The following is a 17,307-nucleotide window of genomic DNA, read 5'->3' on the forward strand; positions in this document are numbered from 1 at the left end:
AAACTATTAAAAATTAATCTTCTGTAGCCAACTGAAAAGCTCGTTGTACACTTTTGCGCGCACCGGTTTTTTGGAAAGCACCAAATCGTGAATGCCGCCTTTAACGGGAATTATCGTGACATTCCCCTTAAAATTTTCAGCATTTTTATGAATATCCTTCACGTTCAGGATGATATCGGTAGAAGTCACTTCCTCATTCCAGACTTTTTGATAGCCCGATTTTTCTGAATGCATCACCAATACCGGAACCTTGAGTTCTGCGTTGCGGATGTCTTTCTGTGCACGGTGAATAGCTCGGATAAAGCCAAAATTCACTTTCCCGTTGGCATTGGGTTTCAGTTTTAAATCATAATTCCATTCGCCCTTGAAATTTTTATGTAGGCTTTCACCGTAGAAAGTGGAAAATCCACCGCCAATTTTCGTGTCAGGATGATGTTTTCCCAAACCACTGATGATAGGAACCCCAATTTTTTGCGCCAGAAACCCCATATTGAAATCATAAAAGGGACTGTTAACCCAAAGTCCGGCAATGTTCGGATTTTCAGGGTGATATTTCATATACCGTGTCGTAATCAAGCCGCCGGTTGAATGCCCTGCCAACAGAATTTTGTTATGATTTTCAGCAGCAATGATTTTTAAAGCTTCATCGATTTCGGCATTGTATTCGTCCAGGTTTCTGACATTATTAAAAGTTTGATGCGGCAGATACGAACGCCCATATTTTCTTAAATCCAAAGCATAAAAGTCAAACCCCTTTTCATTGAATCTTTCGGCCATTTCTTTCTGAAAAAAATAATCGTTAAACCCGTGAATATACAACACAGCTTTATGGGTAGGACTTGCCGCTTTTTTGCGGATGACTGTTGCGGTAACTTTCCCTTCATAATCGTTGGGAAAATTCAATGTTTTCTGCTCAAAACCGTTTCCCAAAATATTCGGCGTATATTCCTGCGAAAAGAAAAATCCCGAAAGGAAAATCAGCAGTAAAAAGTTCTTTTTCATTGTCCTGTTGTTTGTTAACGCAAAGTTCGGGCTTTCTTTGAAATTTGGCTTTGACATTTATCAAAAAAACGTCCGGAAATTGCTTCCCGGACGAACAAACAAACTATAAAGAAATGAAAACTTTATATTTCTTGCGGTGTTGAGCCGTTTTCGTTGAGGTTATTTTCTGATTCTGTAATTTCATCAAAATCATCGCTTTCATCATCTTCTGAAATATGGTATTTTTTGTAGAGTGAATTGATTTTAATTTTAAGCGCAATCCAGCCTAATACAAAATACACTAACGCCAAAATCAAAAGATGGATGAAGTATTTTTGGGTTAAATAATCTGAACCACGCTCCACAACCATTATTTTCAATGCCTCCAGATAAGGGGTTAAGGGAATAATGGAATTGAAATACTGCACAAACTGAGGCATCGCCGACGTTGGCCACGTAAATCCACTTACAATGAACGCCGGAGAAGCTATCACCATCAGATATTGTGTCGCCTTCAGCGCATCAGGAACCAAAATACTGAACAGCACGCCCAAATTGGTTGATGCCACCACGAAAACTGCGGTAAGCAGGAAAAAGTTGGGCACATTTACCGGTGACGGAATTTTAAAATATAGGCTGCATAGGTAGAAAAACAGGATATTGAAATTGGCAAAAACCCACACCGGAAGGCATTTTATCGCCATCACCAAAATCGCATATTTGTGTTTTCCGGCAAAATCACGTTTAAAACTGTCGCGCTTGAATTCCTCAGCAAAAGTCACTGCCATTGCCATCAAAATCACCTGCTGCAGTACCACCGCCATCATCGCGGGCCACATAAAAATCAGGTAATTGCTCGTGGTGTTGAACAGCGTGATGTAATTGGCTTTAAACGGTTCGTACTGGGTTTTCGCAATTTCTGCATTCATGCCCTTTTTCTGCAACGCCTTAATCTCTGCACCTGCCGAAAATGTTCCCAGGATCTGCTGAATGGCTTTCGTAGCAAAATTTGCTGTGAGGACATTTGACGTGTTGACGTAAACCGTAATTTCCGGATATTTTTTCTGAAGCATCTGTGCCTCAAACCGCTCCGGAATGATGACAACGGCGGCCGCTTCGGTTTTAATGACCTCGTCTTTCAGGGGAGCCGGCTCATCGATATAATTCAGGACCTTTATGGTGTGATTATCCTCAAACATTTGGGTTACCTGGTCGGAAAGCGGTGTTTTATCGTGGTTGATGACGATTACCGGAATATTTTCAACCTTACCTTTTTTATACGTGAAACCGATGAGCAATGCGTAGAATGCCGGTGCCATAAAAAACACCGAAAGCATGGTTTTATTGGTAAAAAAGAGCCGGAATTCTCTTCTCAGTAAATATGTTAACTGTTTCATTTTTAATAGAATAAAAATTTCGTCACTTTATTTTAAAACCACATTGGAGTTCACCAGAATATTACCCAACTGGGCCCGATTATCTGGAATTACTTTAATCTCATAAACTGCATCTTCAGGATTATAATCCGGAAATGCCGTCGTAATATCGGCGTATTTTGCCAGTTGTTTGATGGAAACAATACGCCCGGTAATTTCTTTTTGGTTGTAATTCACCACCATCTTTACGGTTTTCCCTTTTTCATAAGCTGAAATTTTACTTTCCGGAACGGTGAATCTGAAATAAGTCGTGTCCGGAATATAGCCTGAAAAAAGCGCAAAACCGGCGGTCGCGAGTTCTCCTTTGTTCAAAGAAACTGTTTCGATTTCCATATCGTTCGTAGCGATCACATATCTTTCAGAATAAGCCACATTCGCTTCCTGCAGTGCACCCATTGCCTGATTCGCCTGTCCTTCCGCCATTTCTATTTTTTCATAACGCGTACCGATCTGAACGTCGTGGAGTTCGGCATTTGCAGCATCCAACTGTGCTTTGGCTCCCTGATATTTCGCAAAGGCTTCATCATAATTCTGTGGCGAAAGCAGGCTGTCGCGGTACATATTTCTTGCCCTGCTGTAGGCTTTCTGCGCATATTGGTACTGCTCCTGAAGCCCTTTCTGTTTGGCTCTCAACTGTCGCATTTGGTCGGCGGTGGCACCGTTTCTTGCCATTTGAGCCTGTGCCTTGGCTGCGGAAGTTGCACCCTTTGCCTGTGCGATTTTTGCAGAAACCTCAGGTACATCCAGTTTTGCAAGCGTATCACCGGCTTTTACAGTTTGCCCTTCATCCACATAAATTTCCAGGATTCGGCCGGTTACTTTTGGTGAAAAAGTGACGAGTTCTTTTCTCGTTTTACCTTCAATGGCGCGTTCTGCGGGCTTGTCGCTGCAATTGACCAAAGTTAACAGGGTAAGAACAGAAAGTATTTTTAATGTAGATTTCATTTCGTTTGTTTGTTTTTTAATTTTTTTAAATAATTAAAGATTTTCAGGATTAAGGTTTTGTGTAGATTTCATCAGTTCAATGGCGGAAACTCTCTGATTGAAAATCGCGGTCTGCAGTTCTAGTTCGGCATTCTGTAAATCTGTTTCTGCTTCGATAAGCGCGGCGGAGGTTTTGGTGCCGTATCTGAATTCCTTTTCTACCTGTTCCAAACCTTTGGCCGCGATCTGTCTTGCCTTTTCTTTCAGTTTGATTTGTGTATTTGTGATGTTGTAATTGGTTTGGTTGTTGGCGAGGTTTAAGTTCAATTTTTTAATTGCGTCTTTCTGTTTGCTCTCCAGAATTTCTTTATCTATTTTGGCTTTTTCAATGGCGTGTTTGCCTTCATTACCGTCGAAAACCTCCCATTTGAAGCCAATTCCCGCGGTAAACATGGGAAATACGTTTATGGCACCAGGATGCAAATCGAGTTTTTTTCCCGTACCGGGAAAAATTTCATCCGAGGTTGTAATGTGGTTGTTGTAAAGCCCAAAATACGAGAGCGAAGTCTGCGCCTGAACTTTCGGAACCCACCATCTCTCTTCGGCTTTAATTTTGAAATCTGTCGCGTTAATGCCGTGTTGAAGTGCTTTAATCTCTGCTCTGTTTTCTACGGTTTCGTTCAGAACTTCGTAGTTTATCGGCTGAAGGTCGTGTTCAATCATAGCAATACGCTCCCTTTCAATTCCGGTCAACAGATGAATCTGAGTGATCAGAAGATCCTTCTTACCTTCATATTCAACCATTTTAGAATCCAAAGTGGCCTGTGCAAGTTCGATTTTTTTGTGGTCGTAAGGCGTAATCAGACCGTAACCCAAGGCTTTGTCGGCCGTTTTTTTATTGATTTCCAAACGTTTTTTGGACTGATCCAGAACTTTTTTGGATTCGTAAACCAGCGACAATTGGTCGTATGCTTTGGAAATTTCGGTAATAACGTCGTCCTTGGTTTTCTGCATCATCACTTCTTCCGAAAGATTTTTCTCGCGGTTGGCTTCCTTCAGATATTTCACCTTTCCGCCGGAATAAATCACCATACTTGCTTCGGCCTTTGCAGAGGCGGAAATACCGGAAATGTTGATATTATTGCTCATCTGTCCTTCAGGTACCACGGCTCCCGGAAAAACCGGAGGCACTGCCGGAACTTTAATTTCCGGTGAATTGATATGCGCCGAAGTGTACATATAACCTGTTTTCCCGGTAATCTCCACTTTTGGGAGAAACACATCATTCAGCTTTTCATCGTCGAGTTTTGTGAATTTGCTTTCTAAAACCTGCTGGTTGAGCGTTTCATTATTTTGCAGAGCACTGCTGATGAGTTCCTGCAGGGTAGGTGCCTGCTGCGCATAAAGCGTGAGCGGCAACGAAAAAGCTGCGCCAATAAGGAATTTGTGTATAATTTTCATTTTCTGTTTGTTTGTAAAATTGAACGTGCAAATTTCCGACCGCTTGAGAAAGATTCCTTTGACAAATGTCAAAAAAGTAGGGTGGAGGTTAAAGTTAGAGGTTTGAGATTTAGAGGTTAGAAATTGGAGGTTATATGTTAGAATTAGAAATATGTTTGGTCAGATTAAGGTTTAAATTTTTTAGACTTTTCATTACGAGAAACCTTTCCCAATCCGGAACTACAGAAAATGAGTAGATGAAGATGGCAACCGCCGGATTGGATTTTATTTAAATTAAAATTATGGAAAAATCTTTCATACATATCGAAAACCTGAAACGCAAATTTAAAATAGGCACAGAAACCGGTTTTTATAATCATCAATGTTAAGGTTTTTATCGTTAAAATGGACCATTTTTCGAATAAAATGTTTTCTATGGAAATTTCCATGGAAACTTTCTCGCTTCTTCCTTTTAGAATATCTTTGCAACTTTATTTAAAACTTAAAAATGCTCTCAAAAATTATCGTTCATAAAGTAGGAAACAGAATCAATCAGGAATCTTTAATCCTTTCCCAGGAAGAATTGCAGCTGGAGGAAGACATGAAAGAATTGCTCGAAGATTTCTTCCTGAAATCCTTCAAATCAGAGGAACAGTTCTGTTTTTACAGCGACACGTATTTGGTTAATAATCCTGTGTACAGCTCAGTTTCCGAGATTTTTGAAGACAAAAGCAAATTCGTTTACGAAGCGGAAAATATTGCGCAACATTTATATGATATCACCGAAAATCCGCGTATGCAAAGCGGGGAACTCTTCATCGTTTATTTTGAAGGCGAAGAAAATGCCGACGGAAACAAAATTGATTCTATAGGAATTTTCAAAACCGAAAATAAGAATCCTTTCCTGAAAATTTTCCCTCAAAATGAAGCTTTCGAAATCGAAAAAGATTACGGAATCGGGCTTTCAAAGCTGGATAAAGGTGCGTTGGTTTACAACAGCAGTAAAGAAACCGGATACGCTGTTTCGGTGGTTGATAACAACAAAAATGGCGATATGTACTACTGGTTCGAGGATTTTTTGAAAGTAAAACAGCGCGACGACGAATATTTTCAAACCCAAGAAACGCTCACCGTTTACAAAGAATATATCACTAAACAGCTTCCGCAGGAATTTGAAACTACGAAAGCCGACCAAGCCGATTTTCTGAACAAATCCATCAATTTTTTCAAGGAAAAGGAGACATTTGATTTTGATGAATTTACCAAAGAAGTTTTGGAAGATCCTAATGTTATCGAGAGTTTCAGTAATTTCAAATCCGATTATGAACAGGAAATGCAAGTTTCTATTTCGGAAGATTTCGCGATTAGTGAAGCGGCGGTGAAAAAGCAAAGTAGAGGTTTCAAAAGCGTGATAAAATTGGATAAAAACTTCCATATTTATGTTCATGGCGACCGAAAACTCATCGAAACCGGACAAGATGAAAAAGGAAAATATTACCGACTTTATTTCGAAGAAGAACAATAATATCCTATTATTTTAACATCAAATTTCACCAAAAATGCAGGAAGGTTCTTTCATCGTTTTTCTGAAAAACAAATTGCAGCGATTCAAGGGACAAACCGTTTCGCGCGCTACCGGAAAGTCGGGAACCGATTTTTCTGCGATTGATTTTATCAAAATTATCGACATCAATTCTTTCGGAAATTTGATATTTTTTGTGTTTAATGATTTCTTTTTGAGTATGAATTTTGAGAATTCCGGGAGTTTATTGGTGAATAAAAGCAAGAAAACCGAAGCCGATTTTTCTCTGCATTTTCCACATTCTGAAATCAATTTTTATTCTTGCGAAACCCAAATTCATCAAGGAAAACCGACTGATTTTTTCCAATTTCCAACGGATATTTTGAATCAAAAATTCGATGGTGAATTGGCATTAAGTCAACTTCAACAAAGCTTCGCGGACGAAAATATCGGAAATGCTTTGATGAATCAAAATGTTTTTGTCGGATTCGGTGATTTGGTGCGAACTGAAGCGCTTTATCGGGCGAAAATTCATCCGGAAAGTTTGGTGAAAAATATTCCTGAAAAGAAAATAATCTTCCTCATCATAAGCGCAGTAAATTACGCAGATGAACTTGTGGAACAATATAAAAATGATGAGGTCAACGCAAAAGCGCTGATTTTTGACAAGAAAATTTGCCCGAAAGATAAATCGGAAATTCAAGTGAAAATTTCTTCGGAAAATAACCGAAAAATTTACATTTGCCCGAAATGTCAGAAATTATTTTAATAAAAAAATCCTGCCGAAACAGGATTTTTTTTTGTTTAAAATTCGAAAGCGTTTTCTTCGAAAAGTCCATCAACTGACCAATATCTTTCGCCGGTATCGTAATTGAAAGTAAGAATTTTTGATCCTTCCGGAATTTCGGAAAGTTTTTTGTTGATCGCCGCCAAAGAAGCTCCAGTCGAAATTCCCGCGAGAATTCCTTCTTGTTTCGCTAATTTTTTGGTGAATTCGTAAGCTTCCTCTTTTTCTACTTGAATTGCGCCATCAAGGATTTCGGTATCTAGAACTTTCGGAATAAATCCGGCTCCGATTCCTTGCAACGGGTGCGGACCAGGATTTCCACCAGAAATAACCGGTGAATCTTTTGGTTCTACAGCGAAGCTTTTTAAATTAGGAAATTGCTGTTTCAAAACTTGCGTAACACCAGTGATGTGGCCGCCTGTTCCCACTCCTGTGATGAGGTAATCGAATCCTTCAGGGAAATCGTTGAGGATTTCCTGAGCGGTAGTTTTTTGGTGAATTTCAGGGTTGGATGCATTTTCAAATTGCTGTGGAATCCAGACATTTTCGAGGGTTTCTGCCATTTCTAATGCTTTTTTCACCGCTCCGGAAGTTCCGAGTTCTCTCGGAGTCAGCACAAATTTAGCGCCGTAAGATGACATCAATTTTCTGCGTTCCACACTCATGCTTTCGGGCATTACCAAAACGAGTTGATATCCTTTTACTGCACAAACCATTGCCAATCCAACGCCGGTGTTTCCGGAAGTAGGTTCTACAATCAGCGTGTTTTTATTTATTTCGCCCTCTTTTTCAGCTTTTTCGATCATAGAAAGAGCGATTCTGTCTTTGATGCTGCCGCCTGGATTTTGACGTTCGAGTTTCATCCAAACTTCCACATTTTTATCAAAAATAGAATTGATCTTAACGAGTGGTGTATTTCCAATGGCTTCTAAAACATTATTAATTTTCATGATGAGAATATTTATTTTAAATTTTATTTAAATAATGAAATTGATGGGTTCATTCACCGGTAATTTGTTTTTCACGGTGACTTGACCTTTGTGAAAGACCACCGAATTTGGTGCCACACTTTCTGTGATCCAAACATTTCCACCGATGAGTGAGTTTTCGCCGATGATGGTTTCTCCGCCGAGAATGGTTGCGTTCGCATAAATCACCACGTGATCTTCGATGGTTGGATGTCTTTTTTGATGCTCCAAATCTTTCGTTACGGAAAGTGCTCCTAAAGTTACGCCTTGATAAATTTTCACCTTCTTGCCGATGACGGTGGTTTCGCCGATGACGATTCCGGTACCGTGATCGATAAAGAAGTTTTCGTCAATTTCTGCGCCAGGATGAATATCGATTCCCGTTTTGCTGTGTGCGAATTCTGTCCAAATTCTTGGAATGAGCGGAACATTGTTGATGAAAAGCTCATGAGCAAAGCGATAAACGGCGATTGCAAAGAAACCGGGATAGGAAAACATTACTTCTTCCATATTCTGTGCAGCAGGATCATTTTCGCAAATGTATTGCGCATCTTTTTCGAGCATCCTGTAGATATCGGAGAATTTTGCAAAGAAAACTTCACTTTCTACAGCTTCCTGACCTTTCATGACGCACGAAAGAATTTCTGTGAACTCCGCCTTGAAAGCGTTCAGCCGTTCCTCGATCTGTGTGATATCTGAGCAACGTTGGTATTCCAAGAAAAAGATAAAACGGAAAAACCGATCGATAAAATCTTCGGTTTTCCTTTTGTCGATATCGAATTTTCTGTTTTGATAACCCAAATGGAGGTGCTCGGTAAAACTCATTTAAGGAATAATTTCAAACAAAGGTATACAAGAATTTAACCAAATCTGTTGATGTAAGGTAATAAAAATCAACCGGGATCATTTATAAAATCATTAGTTGGTTTTCATTAAAAATAAAAATTGCGAAATGCCCTTCATTACTATGTTTTTTGAGAGAAAAGGTATTTTTCTGGTAATCAATTATGTTTTTAACTAGTGGTTTTTAATTAGAAATTTCATGAAAAATACCGTTAAAAAACGGGTTTTTTTGAAGTTGACAAGGTGTAACTTTGATGCTAATAATAACCTTATTTAATAATGAATGAAATTTATTAATTAACCTCTGGAGATAGGATTAACTGAAAACCCTCGATTTAACACCGAAATGAAGTGGAACCTCCGAAGATTGAGAATAAATGAAACCTTATTAAGTAAACAAACACATTTACCATGAAAAATCATTTTATTTTTTCAGTTCGAGCTGTTATCATATCAATGATAATGGTGCTTTATGGAAATCTGTTTTTTGCACAGAACATCACACTTGATGGGAAAACAGATGATTGGGCAGCAGCCCTGAATGGACATACTATTAAAAACTTTACCAGAGATGCAAATGCAACCAATGATGATCAGTTTACAGGCGGATCATCGGATCCTGGTCTTATTAGCTCGTGGTCATGGGTTTTAGGAAATACCAATAGCAAAGGCGATATTTCTAACGCAGCCGTGGTTTTAATAGACAATAAGATTTATTTTGCAGCAGACAGAACCGCCATCAATGGAGATGCAGCCATTGGTTTTTGGTTCTTTACCAACGGAACCCAAAAAAATCCAGGAGGAACATTTTCTCCGGAACATGCAGTGGGCGATTTACTGGTACTCAGCCATTTTACTAATGGTGGTGGAAATGTAGATCTCAATATCTACAGATGGGTTGGCTCCGGTGGTAGTGACGGTTCATTGGATAAAATAGGAACCACAGGAAATGCATTTGTAAATGCCATTTATCAGCCAACACCTACTTATCCCGGCTGGAGTTATCAAGGTGATAATGTGCCAAGTGTAGGAATTCCTCCTGCCAATACTTACGCTACCGGTGCTTTTTTTGAAGGATATGTTGATATTTCTCCTGGCTCAGGACTTTCACACTTTTTTCAAGTTTCATTTTGGAAACTCGAAATTCGCAGTCCCTTAGTGCATCGCTCCAAGATTTTGTGAGTGGTTCATTCAATATGAAACCCCATACCCCTAATGTGACACCTGGTAAAAGCTGTGGACCTGGTAACGTAACTGTTTCAGCAGAATGTACAGGCACTCAGGTTAAATGGTATGCACAAGCCGATTCGGCTAATCCTTTATCAACCGGTGGTAATATTACTATCAACGGGAATTCTTTAACTGCGAATATCAGTGCCACAACTACTTTCTATGCTTCATGCTTTAATGAGCAGACGCACTGTGAAAGTGAAAGAGTACCCGTTATTGCTACAGTGAATACTCCTCCACAAATTACAGTGAAATATACCCCAATTCTTTGTAATGGAGGTCAATCTACTGTTACCGTATCAGCTTCTGGCGGAAAAGCTCCTTACACCGGAACCGGAACCTTTACAGTAGGAGCAGGACCTCATAGTTACACAGTAACCGATGCTAACGGCTGTAGCGATACTAAAGAGATTGTGATTTCCGAACCGGACAAATTGGTGATTAAAGTGGAAGCTACCCCAATTCTTTGCAACGGTGGCCAATCGACAGTTACCGTATCAGCTTCTGGTGGCACCGCCCCTTATTCAGGAACCGGAACTTTTACAGCAATAGCAGGACCTCATAGTTACACAGTAACCGATGCCAACGGCTGTAGCGATACTAAAGAGATTGTGATTTCTCAACCGGATAAATTGGTGATTAAAGTGGAATATACACCAATTCTTTGTAATGGAGGTCAATCTACTGTTACCGTATCAGCTTCTGGCGGAAAAGCTCCTTATGTAGGAACTGGAACCTTTACAGCAATAGCAGGACCTCATAGTTATACAGTAACCGATGCCAACGGCTGTAGCGATACTCAATCGATTACCATTACACAGCCCGATCCACTAAAAGTTCAACTTTCTGCACCGCCAATCACATGTAGTAGCGAAACTGTTATGGTTACTGCAACAGCAAACGGCGGAACTGCACCTTACAGCTATCTTTGGTCAAATGGTTCTGAAGATTCTACCGCGAATTTAGGAGTTGGTATTTACAGCGTAACTGTTACTGATGCGAATGGTTGTAAAGCAACTGCAAGCGGAGAAATTAAAGCGCCTTCATGCGGTGGATTCACCACTGTAACTCAAGGAGGTTGGGGCGCAAAAGCTTCCGGAAATAACTGGGGTAAATATAGAGATACAAAATTCGCAGGCGCTTTCCCAACAGGTCTTGTGATTGGATCGGGTTCAAGATTCTTGAAACTTACATCTGCAAAAGCAGTTGACGATTTCTTACCAAGTGGAACAACTCCGAGAGCATTAAATGCAACTACGATGACCAATCCTGGAAGTTCTTATGCAAATGTTTTAGCCGGCCAAGTGGTTGCTTTAACCTTGAATGTAAGATTCGATCTTTACGATCCTAATTTCTCAGCGAGTACTTCGCATCTTGGTGATTTGATCGTGAATTCAGGAACTTTTGCAAACTGGACTGTTAATCAAGTCTTGGCGGGCGAATAAAATTTTAGGTGGTGAACCTTCACCTTACAGCGCTTCGGAAATTAATGGAATTGTAGATGCCATCAATAATAACTATGATGGTGGAAAAGTAAACAACGGACTTCTTACTTGTCCTTGTCCAAGCGCTCAGGCTGCAAAAGGTGAAACTAGCGCATCGACAGCTCAGCCACAAGCAATCGTCCCTGAAACTGCTAATGCAATCGTTCTTTATCCTAACCCTTAAAATGGCGAGTTTAATGTTAAATTCGATGCAAAAGCAGGAACTGAAGTGGTTGTACACTTATATGATGCATCTGGAAAACTCGTCGGAGATTATAGCAATAAAGTGATGAGAAACGGAAATAACGCAAGTTTAAATGTAAATAACTATAACCTTGCAGGTGGTTTATACTTGGTGAAAGTGAAAACTTCTGAACAAGAAAAAACAATAAAACTCATTATTAAAAAGTAATCATTTTAAATTTTAAATGAAGACTGCCACACAAGGCAGTCTTTTTTTATTCCAATCTATTGAGAGCATAAAACTTTTACGAAACTTTGCATCATCATTTTTGCCCACCACTTCAATATTTCTTAAATTTGTCCTAAGACATCAAAGGATTTTTTAGACATAATTTTCCTTTTTGTTGATTATTTTTAAACTATAATAAATTAAATAATAGATATGAAAGTAACCGTTGTAGGCGCAGGAGCAGTAGGTGCAAGCTGTGCTGAATACATTGCGATGAAAAATTTCGCTTCAGAAGTAGTTGTAGTCGATATCAAAGAAGGTTTTGCTGAAGGCAAAGCGATGGATTTGATGCAAACCGCTTCATTAAACGGGTTTGATACCAAAATCACCGGAACTACCGGAGATTACAGCAAAACCGCAGGTTCCAAAGTAGCCGTAATCACCTCCGGAATTCCAAGAAAACCGGGAATGACCAGAGAAGAGCTTATCGGAATCAACGCAGGAATTGTGAAAGAAGTGACTGCAAATTTGGTGAAACATTCTCCGGACGTTATCATCATCGTGGTTTCTAACCCAATGGATACTATGGCTTACCTGGTTCACAAGACTTCAGGTTTACCTAAAAATAAAATCATCGGTATGGGTGGAGCGTTAGATTCTGCACGTTTCAAATATCGTTTGGCAGAAGCATTAGAGTGCCCAATCTCAGACGTTGACGGAATGGTAATCGCGGCTCACAGCGACACCGGAATGCTTCCATTGTTGAGCAAAGCAACAAGAAACGGAGTGCCTGTTTCCGAATTTTTAAATGAAGAGCAACAAGCTTACGTTGCTGAAGAAACCAAAGTTGGCGGGGCTACATTGACCAAATTGTTGGGAACTTCCGCTTGGTACGCGCCGGGCGCAGCGGTTTCTGTTTTGGTACAATCTATCCTTTGCGATCAAAAGAAAATGATTCCTTGTTCATTAATGCTTGATGGCGAGTATGGCGAAAGCGATATCTGTTTGGGTGTTCCTGCAATTATCGGTGCAAATGGTGTTGAAAAAATCGTAGACATCACTTTAACTGACGCAGAAAAAGCGAAATTCGCAGAAGCTGCAAAAGCAGTAAGAGAAGTAAACGGAGATTTGAAATTCTAAAAATTTCTCTCATTAAATAAATTGCCTTCCGGAAAGATAATCTGGAAGGTTTTTTTATGTTCTATTCCTTTAATGAACTTAAAATTAAAGTTGAAAATATTTTATTTTCATAGAATTGAAAGGATTTAACAGGAACTTAACTTCATTATTCTACAAACCTCTTATCTTTGTAATTCTTTAATAAAAGTAAAAATCATGTCCAGAAAAATTCAAATTTTAGCCCTAGTTTTCATGTCCGTTTTCGGGATGAATGCTCAGAAAAATAAAACTTCCCAACTCGAAAGACCTAAGCTGGTGGTAGGTTTGGTGATCGATCAGATGCGTTGGGATTACCTGTACCGCTACTACGATAAATTCGGAAACGACGGTTTCAAAAGGCTTTTAAATGAAGGATATTCCTTAAATAATGTTCATATTAATTATGTTCCTACGGTTACTGCTTTAGGTCATACTTCTATTTATACAGGTTCTGTTCCGGCGATTCACGGGATTGCAGGAAACGACTGGACCGACAAAACGACCGGGAAAAATGTATATTGCACCACGGACGAAAGCGTGATGCCTGTGGGGACTACCGATAAAAAGGTGGGAAGCCATTCTCCGAAAAATCTATGGTCGACCACGATTACTGATGAGTTGCGATTGGCGACTAATTTTCAGGCAAAAGTGGTAGGCGTTTCTTTGAAAGACCGCGCTTCGATTCTTCCGGCGGGGCATAATCCGACGGGTGCTTTCTGGTTCGATGATTCTTCAGGAAACTTTGTGACGAGTTCTTATTATATGAACGATTTGCCACAATGGTTAAAGAATTTCAATGCGCAGAACTTACCAGAAAAACTGATCGCAAACGGATGGAATACTTTGCTCCCGATCAATCAATACACCGAAAGTTCACCTGACAATTCTGCTTGGGAAGGCTTGCTCGGAAGTGCGAAAACTCCGACGTTTCCTTACAGCAATTTGGCTCAGGATTATCAAGCCAAAAAAGACAATATCCGATATACGCCTTTTGGTTCTACCTTAACGCTGAAAGCTGCGGAAGCTGCTTTAGATGGTGAACAAATGGGAAAAGATAATGTAACTGACTTGCTAGCGATTAATATTGCATCAACCGATTACGCGGGGCATAAGTTCGGACCTAATTCCATCGAAGTAGAAGATGTTTATTTAAGACTCGATTTGGATTTGGCTGATTTCTTCAAAATGTTGGACGCTAAAGTAGGGAAGGGGCAATACACCGTTTTTCTTTCAGCAGATCATGGTGGCGCTCATTCGGAAGGTTTCATGAAAGAGCATAAAATGGCAACCGGATTCTTTGGCGATAACGCAGAGAAAGATCTCAACCAATTATTGAAATTAAAATATCAATACGATAAACTCATCATTGCCATTGATAATTACCAGATTTATTTGGACCAAAATTACATGAAAGCCAATAAAATCAATGCAGAAGAAGTTGCGGATTATTTAGTGGATGAGTTGAATAAAGATCAAACTGTTCTTTTTGCTGTGAATCTGAAAAAGATTGGGCAATCACCTATTCCGGAACCGATAAAATCTCGAATTATTAATGGTTACAACTGGCAAAGAAGTGGTGATATTCAATTGGTTTCCCACGATTCGATGTTGCCGCCTTATTCCAAAACCGGAACTACACACAGCGTTTGGAACTCTTATGATTCCCATGTTCCGTTGATTTTCATGGGATATGGCTTCAAAAACGGAGAAAGCAACCGAGAATATAACATGACCGATATTGCACCGACTTTATCAGCTTTACTCAGAATACAATTCCCAAGTGGAAACATCGGAAACCCGATTGTGGAAGCTTTAGGAAAGTAAATTTAATACATCAAAAAAAAGAACGCATTGAAAATTCAGTGCGTTCTTTTTTTATTAACATTAAAAAAACTATTTTCCTTTTTGTGGAGGATAATTTGCCATGATTTCCGAAACAATTTCCGGGATTTGTTTTTGTTTCTGTTTTGGAGAATCTACCGAAATTCCGCTTCCGGTACCTTGCCAAACTAACTTTTGCGTTCTTGCATCAATTAAATCTATGATCAAAGCACCTTGGTTATAGTTGGAAGTCCAAGTTCTGTTCACTCCAACTCCCCAACCGAAAGGTCCGCCCCAACCGTACATTCCGTAAGGTCTCGTGCTTTGTACATCCTGAATTTTCTTGTGGTTGGCTTTAACATTTACGATCAAATCCGGTGTGTCGGAAACGCTCATTCCTTTTGTTTGCAATTGTTTGGAAACTTCATTCAAAACGCGGTCTTTGTCAAGGTCATTGAGTTTCAAATCATCGATTCTCAGTTTATACGTTTTGTAAGTATTGAAGTTTGCGGTTTCTGCGTAATCAGATTTCACGTTGAAAGGGCTGCAGGAAGTTAATCCCAAAGTAGCCGAAGCTAGTAATAGGAAAAAATATTTTTTGCTCATCGCTTTAAAATTATTTTTGCTGTATTCGGTAATTGTTGATTTCATCGCCAATATTTTATTTAATTTTTTTTAATCGGTTTTATAAAACGGTCGGTTTTTTTATCATAACCATACGGGCAATGTTTGCATCCACTTTTGCAGCAATAGCCACGCTTCAGGTGGAATTTCTCAGTGAAAACTTTGTACCCCTGTTCGTTATAATAATAATCTTCGTTTTCTTTGATGGTATTTTCGCTCATGGGTTAAATCAAAATGACTGAAAATTTTATCTTTGTTAAATGATAATGGTTTGTCAACGGCTTCTCAAAAATACGAAAATTTCAGCGATTACCATTTTTCCCTTTATTATTCTGCGGAAAGATGCGTCGCGCCACGATCGTATGCTCATCAATCACGAGAAAATTCACCTTCGGCAGCAGCTCGAGCTCTTCATTGTTTTCTTTTATTTATGGTATGTAATCGAGTATTATTATTGGTTTTTCCGGCTCAAAAATTCTTTTCAAGCTTACAAATCCATCTCTTTTGAGCGCGAAGCTTATGCGATGGAAAACGATTTCAATTACCTCGAAACCAGAAAATGGTGGAGTTTTTTGAAGTTTTTAATATGATTTTTTGGCGCACATTTCCGGCTTTCACTACTCGCTTTTTTGTTCCTAGCTTTCCCTAGGTTTACAAAAAGAGTTCAAACATGCCGTTCAATCCGGGGCGCAACTCGTTTTCCAATTGAAAATTTCGTTATTAATCAAAATATTTCCCCGAAATTTGTTTCATGAAAATCCCGGAAATCAAAATTCCCATTATTCAAATTCCTTTAGCAAAGAACATCACGCTTTGCATCAAACGAGAAGATCTCATTCATCCCAAAATCTCTGGGAATAAATTCTGGAAACTCTTCTACAACATCAATCATTATTTAGAAACGAATCTGGAAAAACCTTTTATTATCACTTTCGGAGGCGCGTTTTCCAATCATATTGCAGCTGTTGCAGCTTTGGGAAAAGAATCAGGAATTCCTACTTTGGGCATCATCCGTGGAGAAGAATTGCATGATCGTTGGCAAGAAAATCCAACCTTGAAAACCGCTTCCGAAAACGGAATGGAATTTCGCTTCGTCACCCGACAAAATTATAGCGACAAAAATCAACTCACCGAAAATTTGCAAATTGAATTTCCCAACGCATTAATAATTCCGGAAGGTGGCACCAACGAAAATGCGGTGAAAGGCATCCAACACCTGCTGAATCATGAAACGAAAAGTTTTGATTATCTTTGCACCGCAGTTGGAACCGGTGGAACGGTCGCAGGATTATCCAGATTCGCAGAGCAACACCAGAAGGTTTTGGGTTTTAAAGTGGTAATTGATCGTTCATTGGAAACAACTGTTACAGAACTTTCCGGAAAGAAAAATTTTGATCTGATCGATGCACAAGATGGCGGGTACGGCAAAATAACTGATGAAAATATTCGTTTTATCAATGAGTTTTACCAAACTTTCGGCATCGAACTCGATCCAATTTACACCGGAAAAATGATGAAAGGGATTTTCGAACTGATCGAAGAAGATTATTTCCCGGAAAACAGCCGAATTTTGGCATTTCACACCGGGGGTTTGCAAGGAATTGAAGGAGCCAACGAAATGCTGAGGAAGAAAAACAGAGCGTTAATCCAATTCGGAAAATGAGGTTTTTAACCTTA

17 protein-coding genes and 1 pseudogene are annotated in these 17,307 nt (G+C 39.4%); 10 read left to right on the forward strand and 8 right to left on the reverse strand.

Translation table 11 applies throughout. The annotated features are described in order from the left end of the window. Positions 1-6 precede the first annotated feature (6 nt). From NOV28_RS10995 to NOV28_RS11010, 4 genes are all read right to left on the reverse strand, one after another. Positions 7-1,002 carry an alpha/beta hydrolase gene (locus tag NOV28_RS10995; RefSeq protein ID WP_255931026.1) on the reverse strand — a complete coding sequence of 332 codons (996 nt, stop codon included), beginning with the start codon at positions 1,000-1,002 and terminating at the stop codon, positions 7-9. A 122-nt stretch (positions 1,003-1,124) separates the two neighbouring features. After that, positions 1,125-2,378 carry an ABC transporter permease gene (locus NOV28_RS11000; RefSeq protein ID WP_255931028.1) on the reverse strand — a complete coding sequence of 418 codons (1,254 nt, stop codon included), beginning with the start codon at positions 2,376-2,378 and terminating at the stop codon, positions 1,125-1,127. A 27-nt stretch (positions 2,379-2,405) separates the two neighbouring features. Continuing rightward, entirely contained in the window at positions 2,406-3,362 is a 957-nt protein-coding gene (locus NOV28_RS11005; protein WP_255931030.1) for an HlyD family secretion protein, read from the reverse strand. A gap of 33 nt (positions 3,363-3,395) precedes the next feature. Beyond that, on the reverse strand, positions 3,396-4,802 hold the full coding sequence (locus NOV28_RS11010; RefSeq protein ID WP_255931032.1) for a TolC family protein: 1,407 nt from the start codon (positions 4,800-4,802) through the stop codon (positions 3,396-3,398). A 487-nt stretch (positions 4,803-5,289) separates the two neighbouring features. Between NOV28_RS11010 and NOV28_RS11015 the strand changes: the two genes are divergently transcribed. After that, on the forward strand, positions 5,290-6,306 hold the full coding sequence (locus NOV28_RS11015) for a nucleoid-associated protein (protein ID WP_255931034.1): 1,017 nt from the start codon (positions 5,290-5,292) through the stop codon (positions 6,304-6,306). Positions 6,307-6,340: 34 nt separating this feature from the next. Next, positions 6,341-7,072, forward strand: a complete 732-nt coding sequence (locus NOV28_RS11020; protein WP_255931036.1) for a hypothetical protein — start codon at positions 6,341-6,343, stop codon at positions 7,070-7,072. Between the two features lie 35 nt (positions 7,073-7,107). On the opposite strand, the gene cysK is transcribed toward NOV28_RS11020, so the two are convergent. Continuing rightward, positions 7,108-8,040 carry a cysteine synthase A gene (cysK, locus tag NOV28_RS11025; RefSeq protein ID WP_255931038.1) on the reverse strand — a complete coding sequence of 311 codons (933 nt, stop codon included), beginning with the start codon at positions 8,038-8,040 and terminating at the stop codon, positions 7,108-7,110. Positions 8,041-8,067: 27 nt separating this feature from the next. Then, positions 8,068-8,883 carry a serine O-acetyltransferase EpsC gene (gene epsC / locus NOV28_RS11030; RefSeq protein WP_255931040.1) on the reverse strand — a complete coding sequence of 272 codons (816 nt, stop codon included), beginning with the start codon at positions 8,881-8,883 and terminating at the stop codon, positions 8,068-8,070. A gap of 429 nt (positions 8,884-9,312) precedes the next feature. Here epsC and NOV28_RS11035 point away from each other — a divergent pair, with 429 nt between their 5' ends. The 6 genes and pseudogenes from NOV28_RS11035 (at position 9,313) to pafA (ending at position 15,009) form a co-directional block, all read left to right on the forward strand. Beyond that, positions 9,313-10,083 (forward strand): hypothetical protein, encoded by a 771-nt coding sequence (locus NOV28_RS11035; RefSeq protein ID WP_255931043.1) that lies wholly within the window; start codon positions 9,313-9,315, stop codon positions 10,081-10,083. Positions 10,084-10,097: 14 nt separating this feature from the next. Continuing rightward, a complete protein-coding gene (locus NOV28_RS11040) occupies positions 10,098-11,576 on the forward strand; it encodes an immunoglobulin domain-containing protein (RefSeq protein ID WP_255931045.1) in 1,479 nt (492 codons plus the stop codon). Further along, complete coding sequence (locus tag NOV28_RS11045) at positions 11,536-11,799, forward strand: hypothetical protein (protein ID WP_255931047.1); 264 nt, start codon at positions 11,536-11,538, stop codon at positions 11,797-11,799. The genes NOV28_RS11040 and NOV28_RS11045 overlap by 41 nt, the downstream gene beginning before the upstream one ends. Positions 11,800-11,811: 12 nt before the next feature. After that, positions 11,812-12,027 (forward strand): annotated as a pseudogene (locus tag NOV28_RS11050) (T9SS type A sorting domain-containing protein); the annotation flags it as partial. 213 nt (positions 12,028-12,240) lie between these two features. Continuing rightward, positions 12,241-13,167, forward strand: a complete 927-nt coding sequence (locus tag NOV28_RS11055; RefSeq protein WP_255931049.1) for a malate dehydrogenase — start codon at positions 12,241-12,243, stop codon at positions 13,165-13,167. Between the two features lie 195 nt (positions 13,168-13,362). Next, entirely contained in the window at positions 13,363-15,009 is a 1,647-nt protein-coding gene (gene pafA / locus NOV28_RS11060; protein ID WP_255931051.1) for an alkaline phosphatase PafA, read from the forward strand. A gap of 69 nt (positions 15,010-15,078) precedes the next feature. On the opposite strand, the gene NOV28_RS11065 is transcribed toward pafA, so the two are convergent. Together NOV28_RS11065 and NOV28_RS11070 are read right to left on the reverse strand one after the other, a co-directional pair. Beyond that, positions 15,079-15,657, reverse strand: coding sequence for a DUF4136 domain-containing protein (locus NOV28_RS11065; protein ID WP_380265572.1), 579 nt, complete (start codon positions 15,655-15,657; stop codon positions 15,079-15,081). Between the two features lie 14 nt (positions 15,658-15,671). Then, positions 15,672-15,851 (reverse strand): C1orf53 family protein, encoded by a 180-nt coding sequence (locus NOV28_RS11070; RefSeq protein ID WP_255931066.1) that lies wholly within the window; start codon positions 15,849-15,851, stop codon positions 15,672-15,674. Positions 15,852-15,890: 39 nt separating this feature from the next. Here NOV28_RS11070 and NOV28_RS11075 point away from each other — a divergent pair, with 39 nt between their 5' ends. Together NOV28_RS11075 and NOV28_RS11080 are read left to right on the forward strand one after the other, a co-directional pair. Further along, entirely contained in the window at positions 15,891-16,220 is a 330-nt protein-coding gene (locus NOV28_RS11075; protein ID WP_255931068.1) for a hypothetical protein, read from the forward strand. A gap of 161 nt (positions 16,221-16,381) precedes the next feature. Next, a complete protein-coding gene (locus NOV28_RS11080; protein WP_255931070.1) occupies positions 16,382-17,293 on the forward strand; it encodes a 1-aminocyclopropane-1-carboxylate deaminase/D-cysteine desulfhydrase in 912 nt (303 codons plus the stop codon). Positions 17,294-17,307 lie beyond the last annotated feature (14 nt).

The organism is Kaistella montana, from assembly GCF_024436175.1.
GTDB lineage: Bacteria > Bacteroidota > Bacteroidia > Flavobacteriales > Weeksellaceae > Kaistella > Kaistella montana.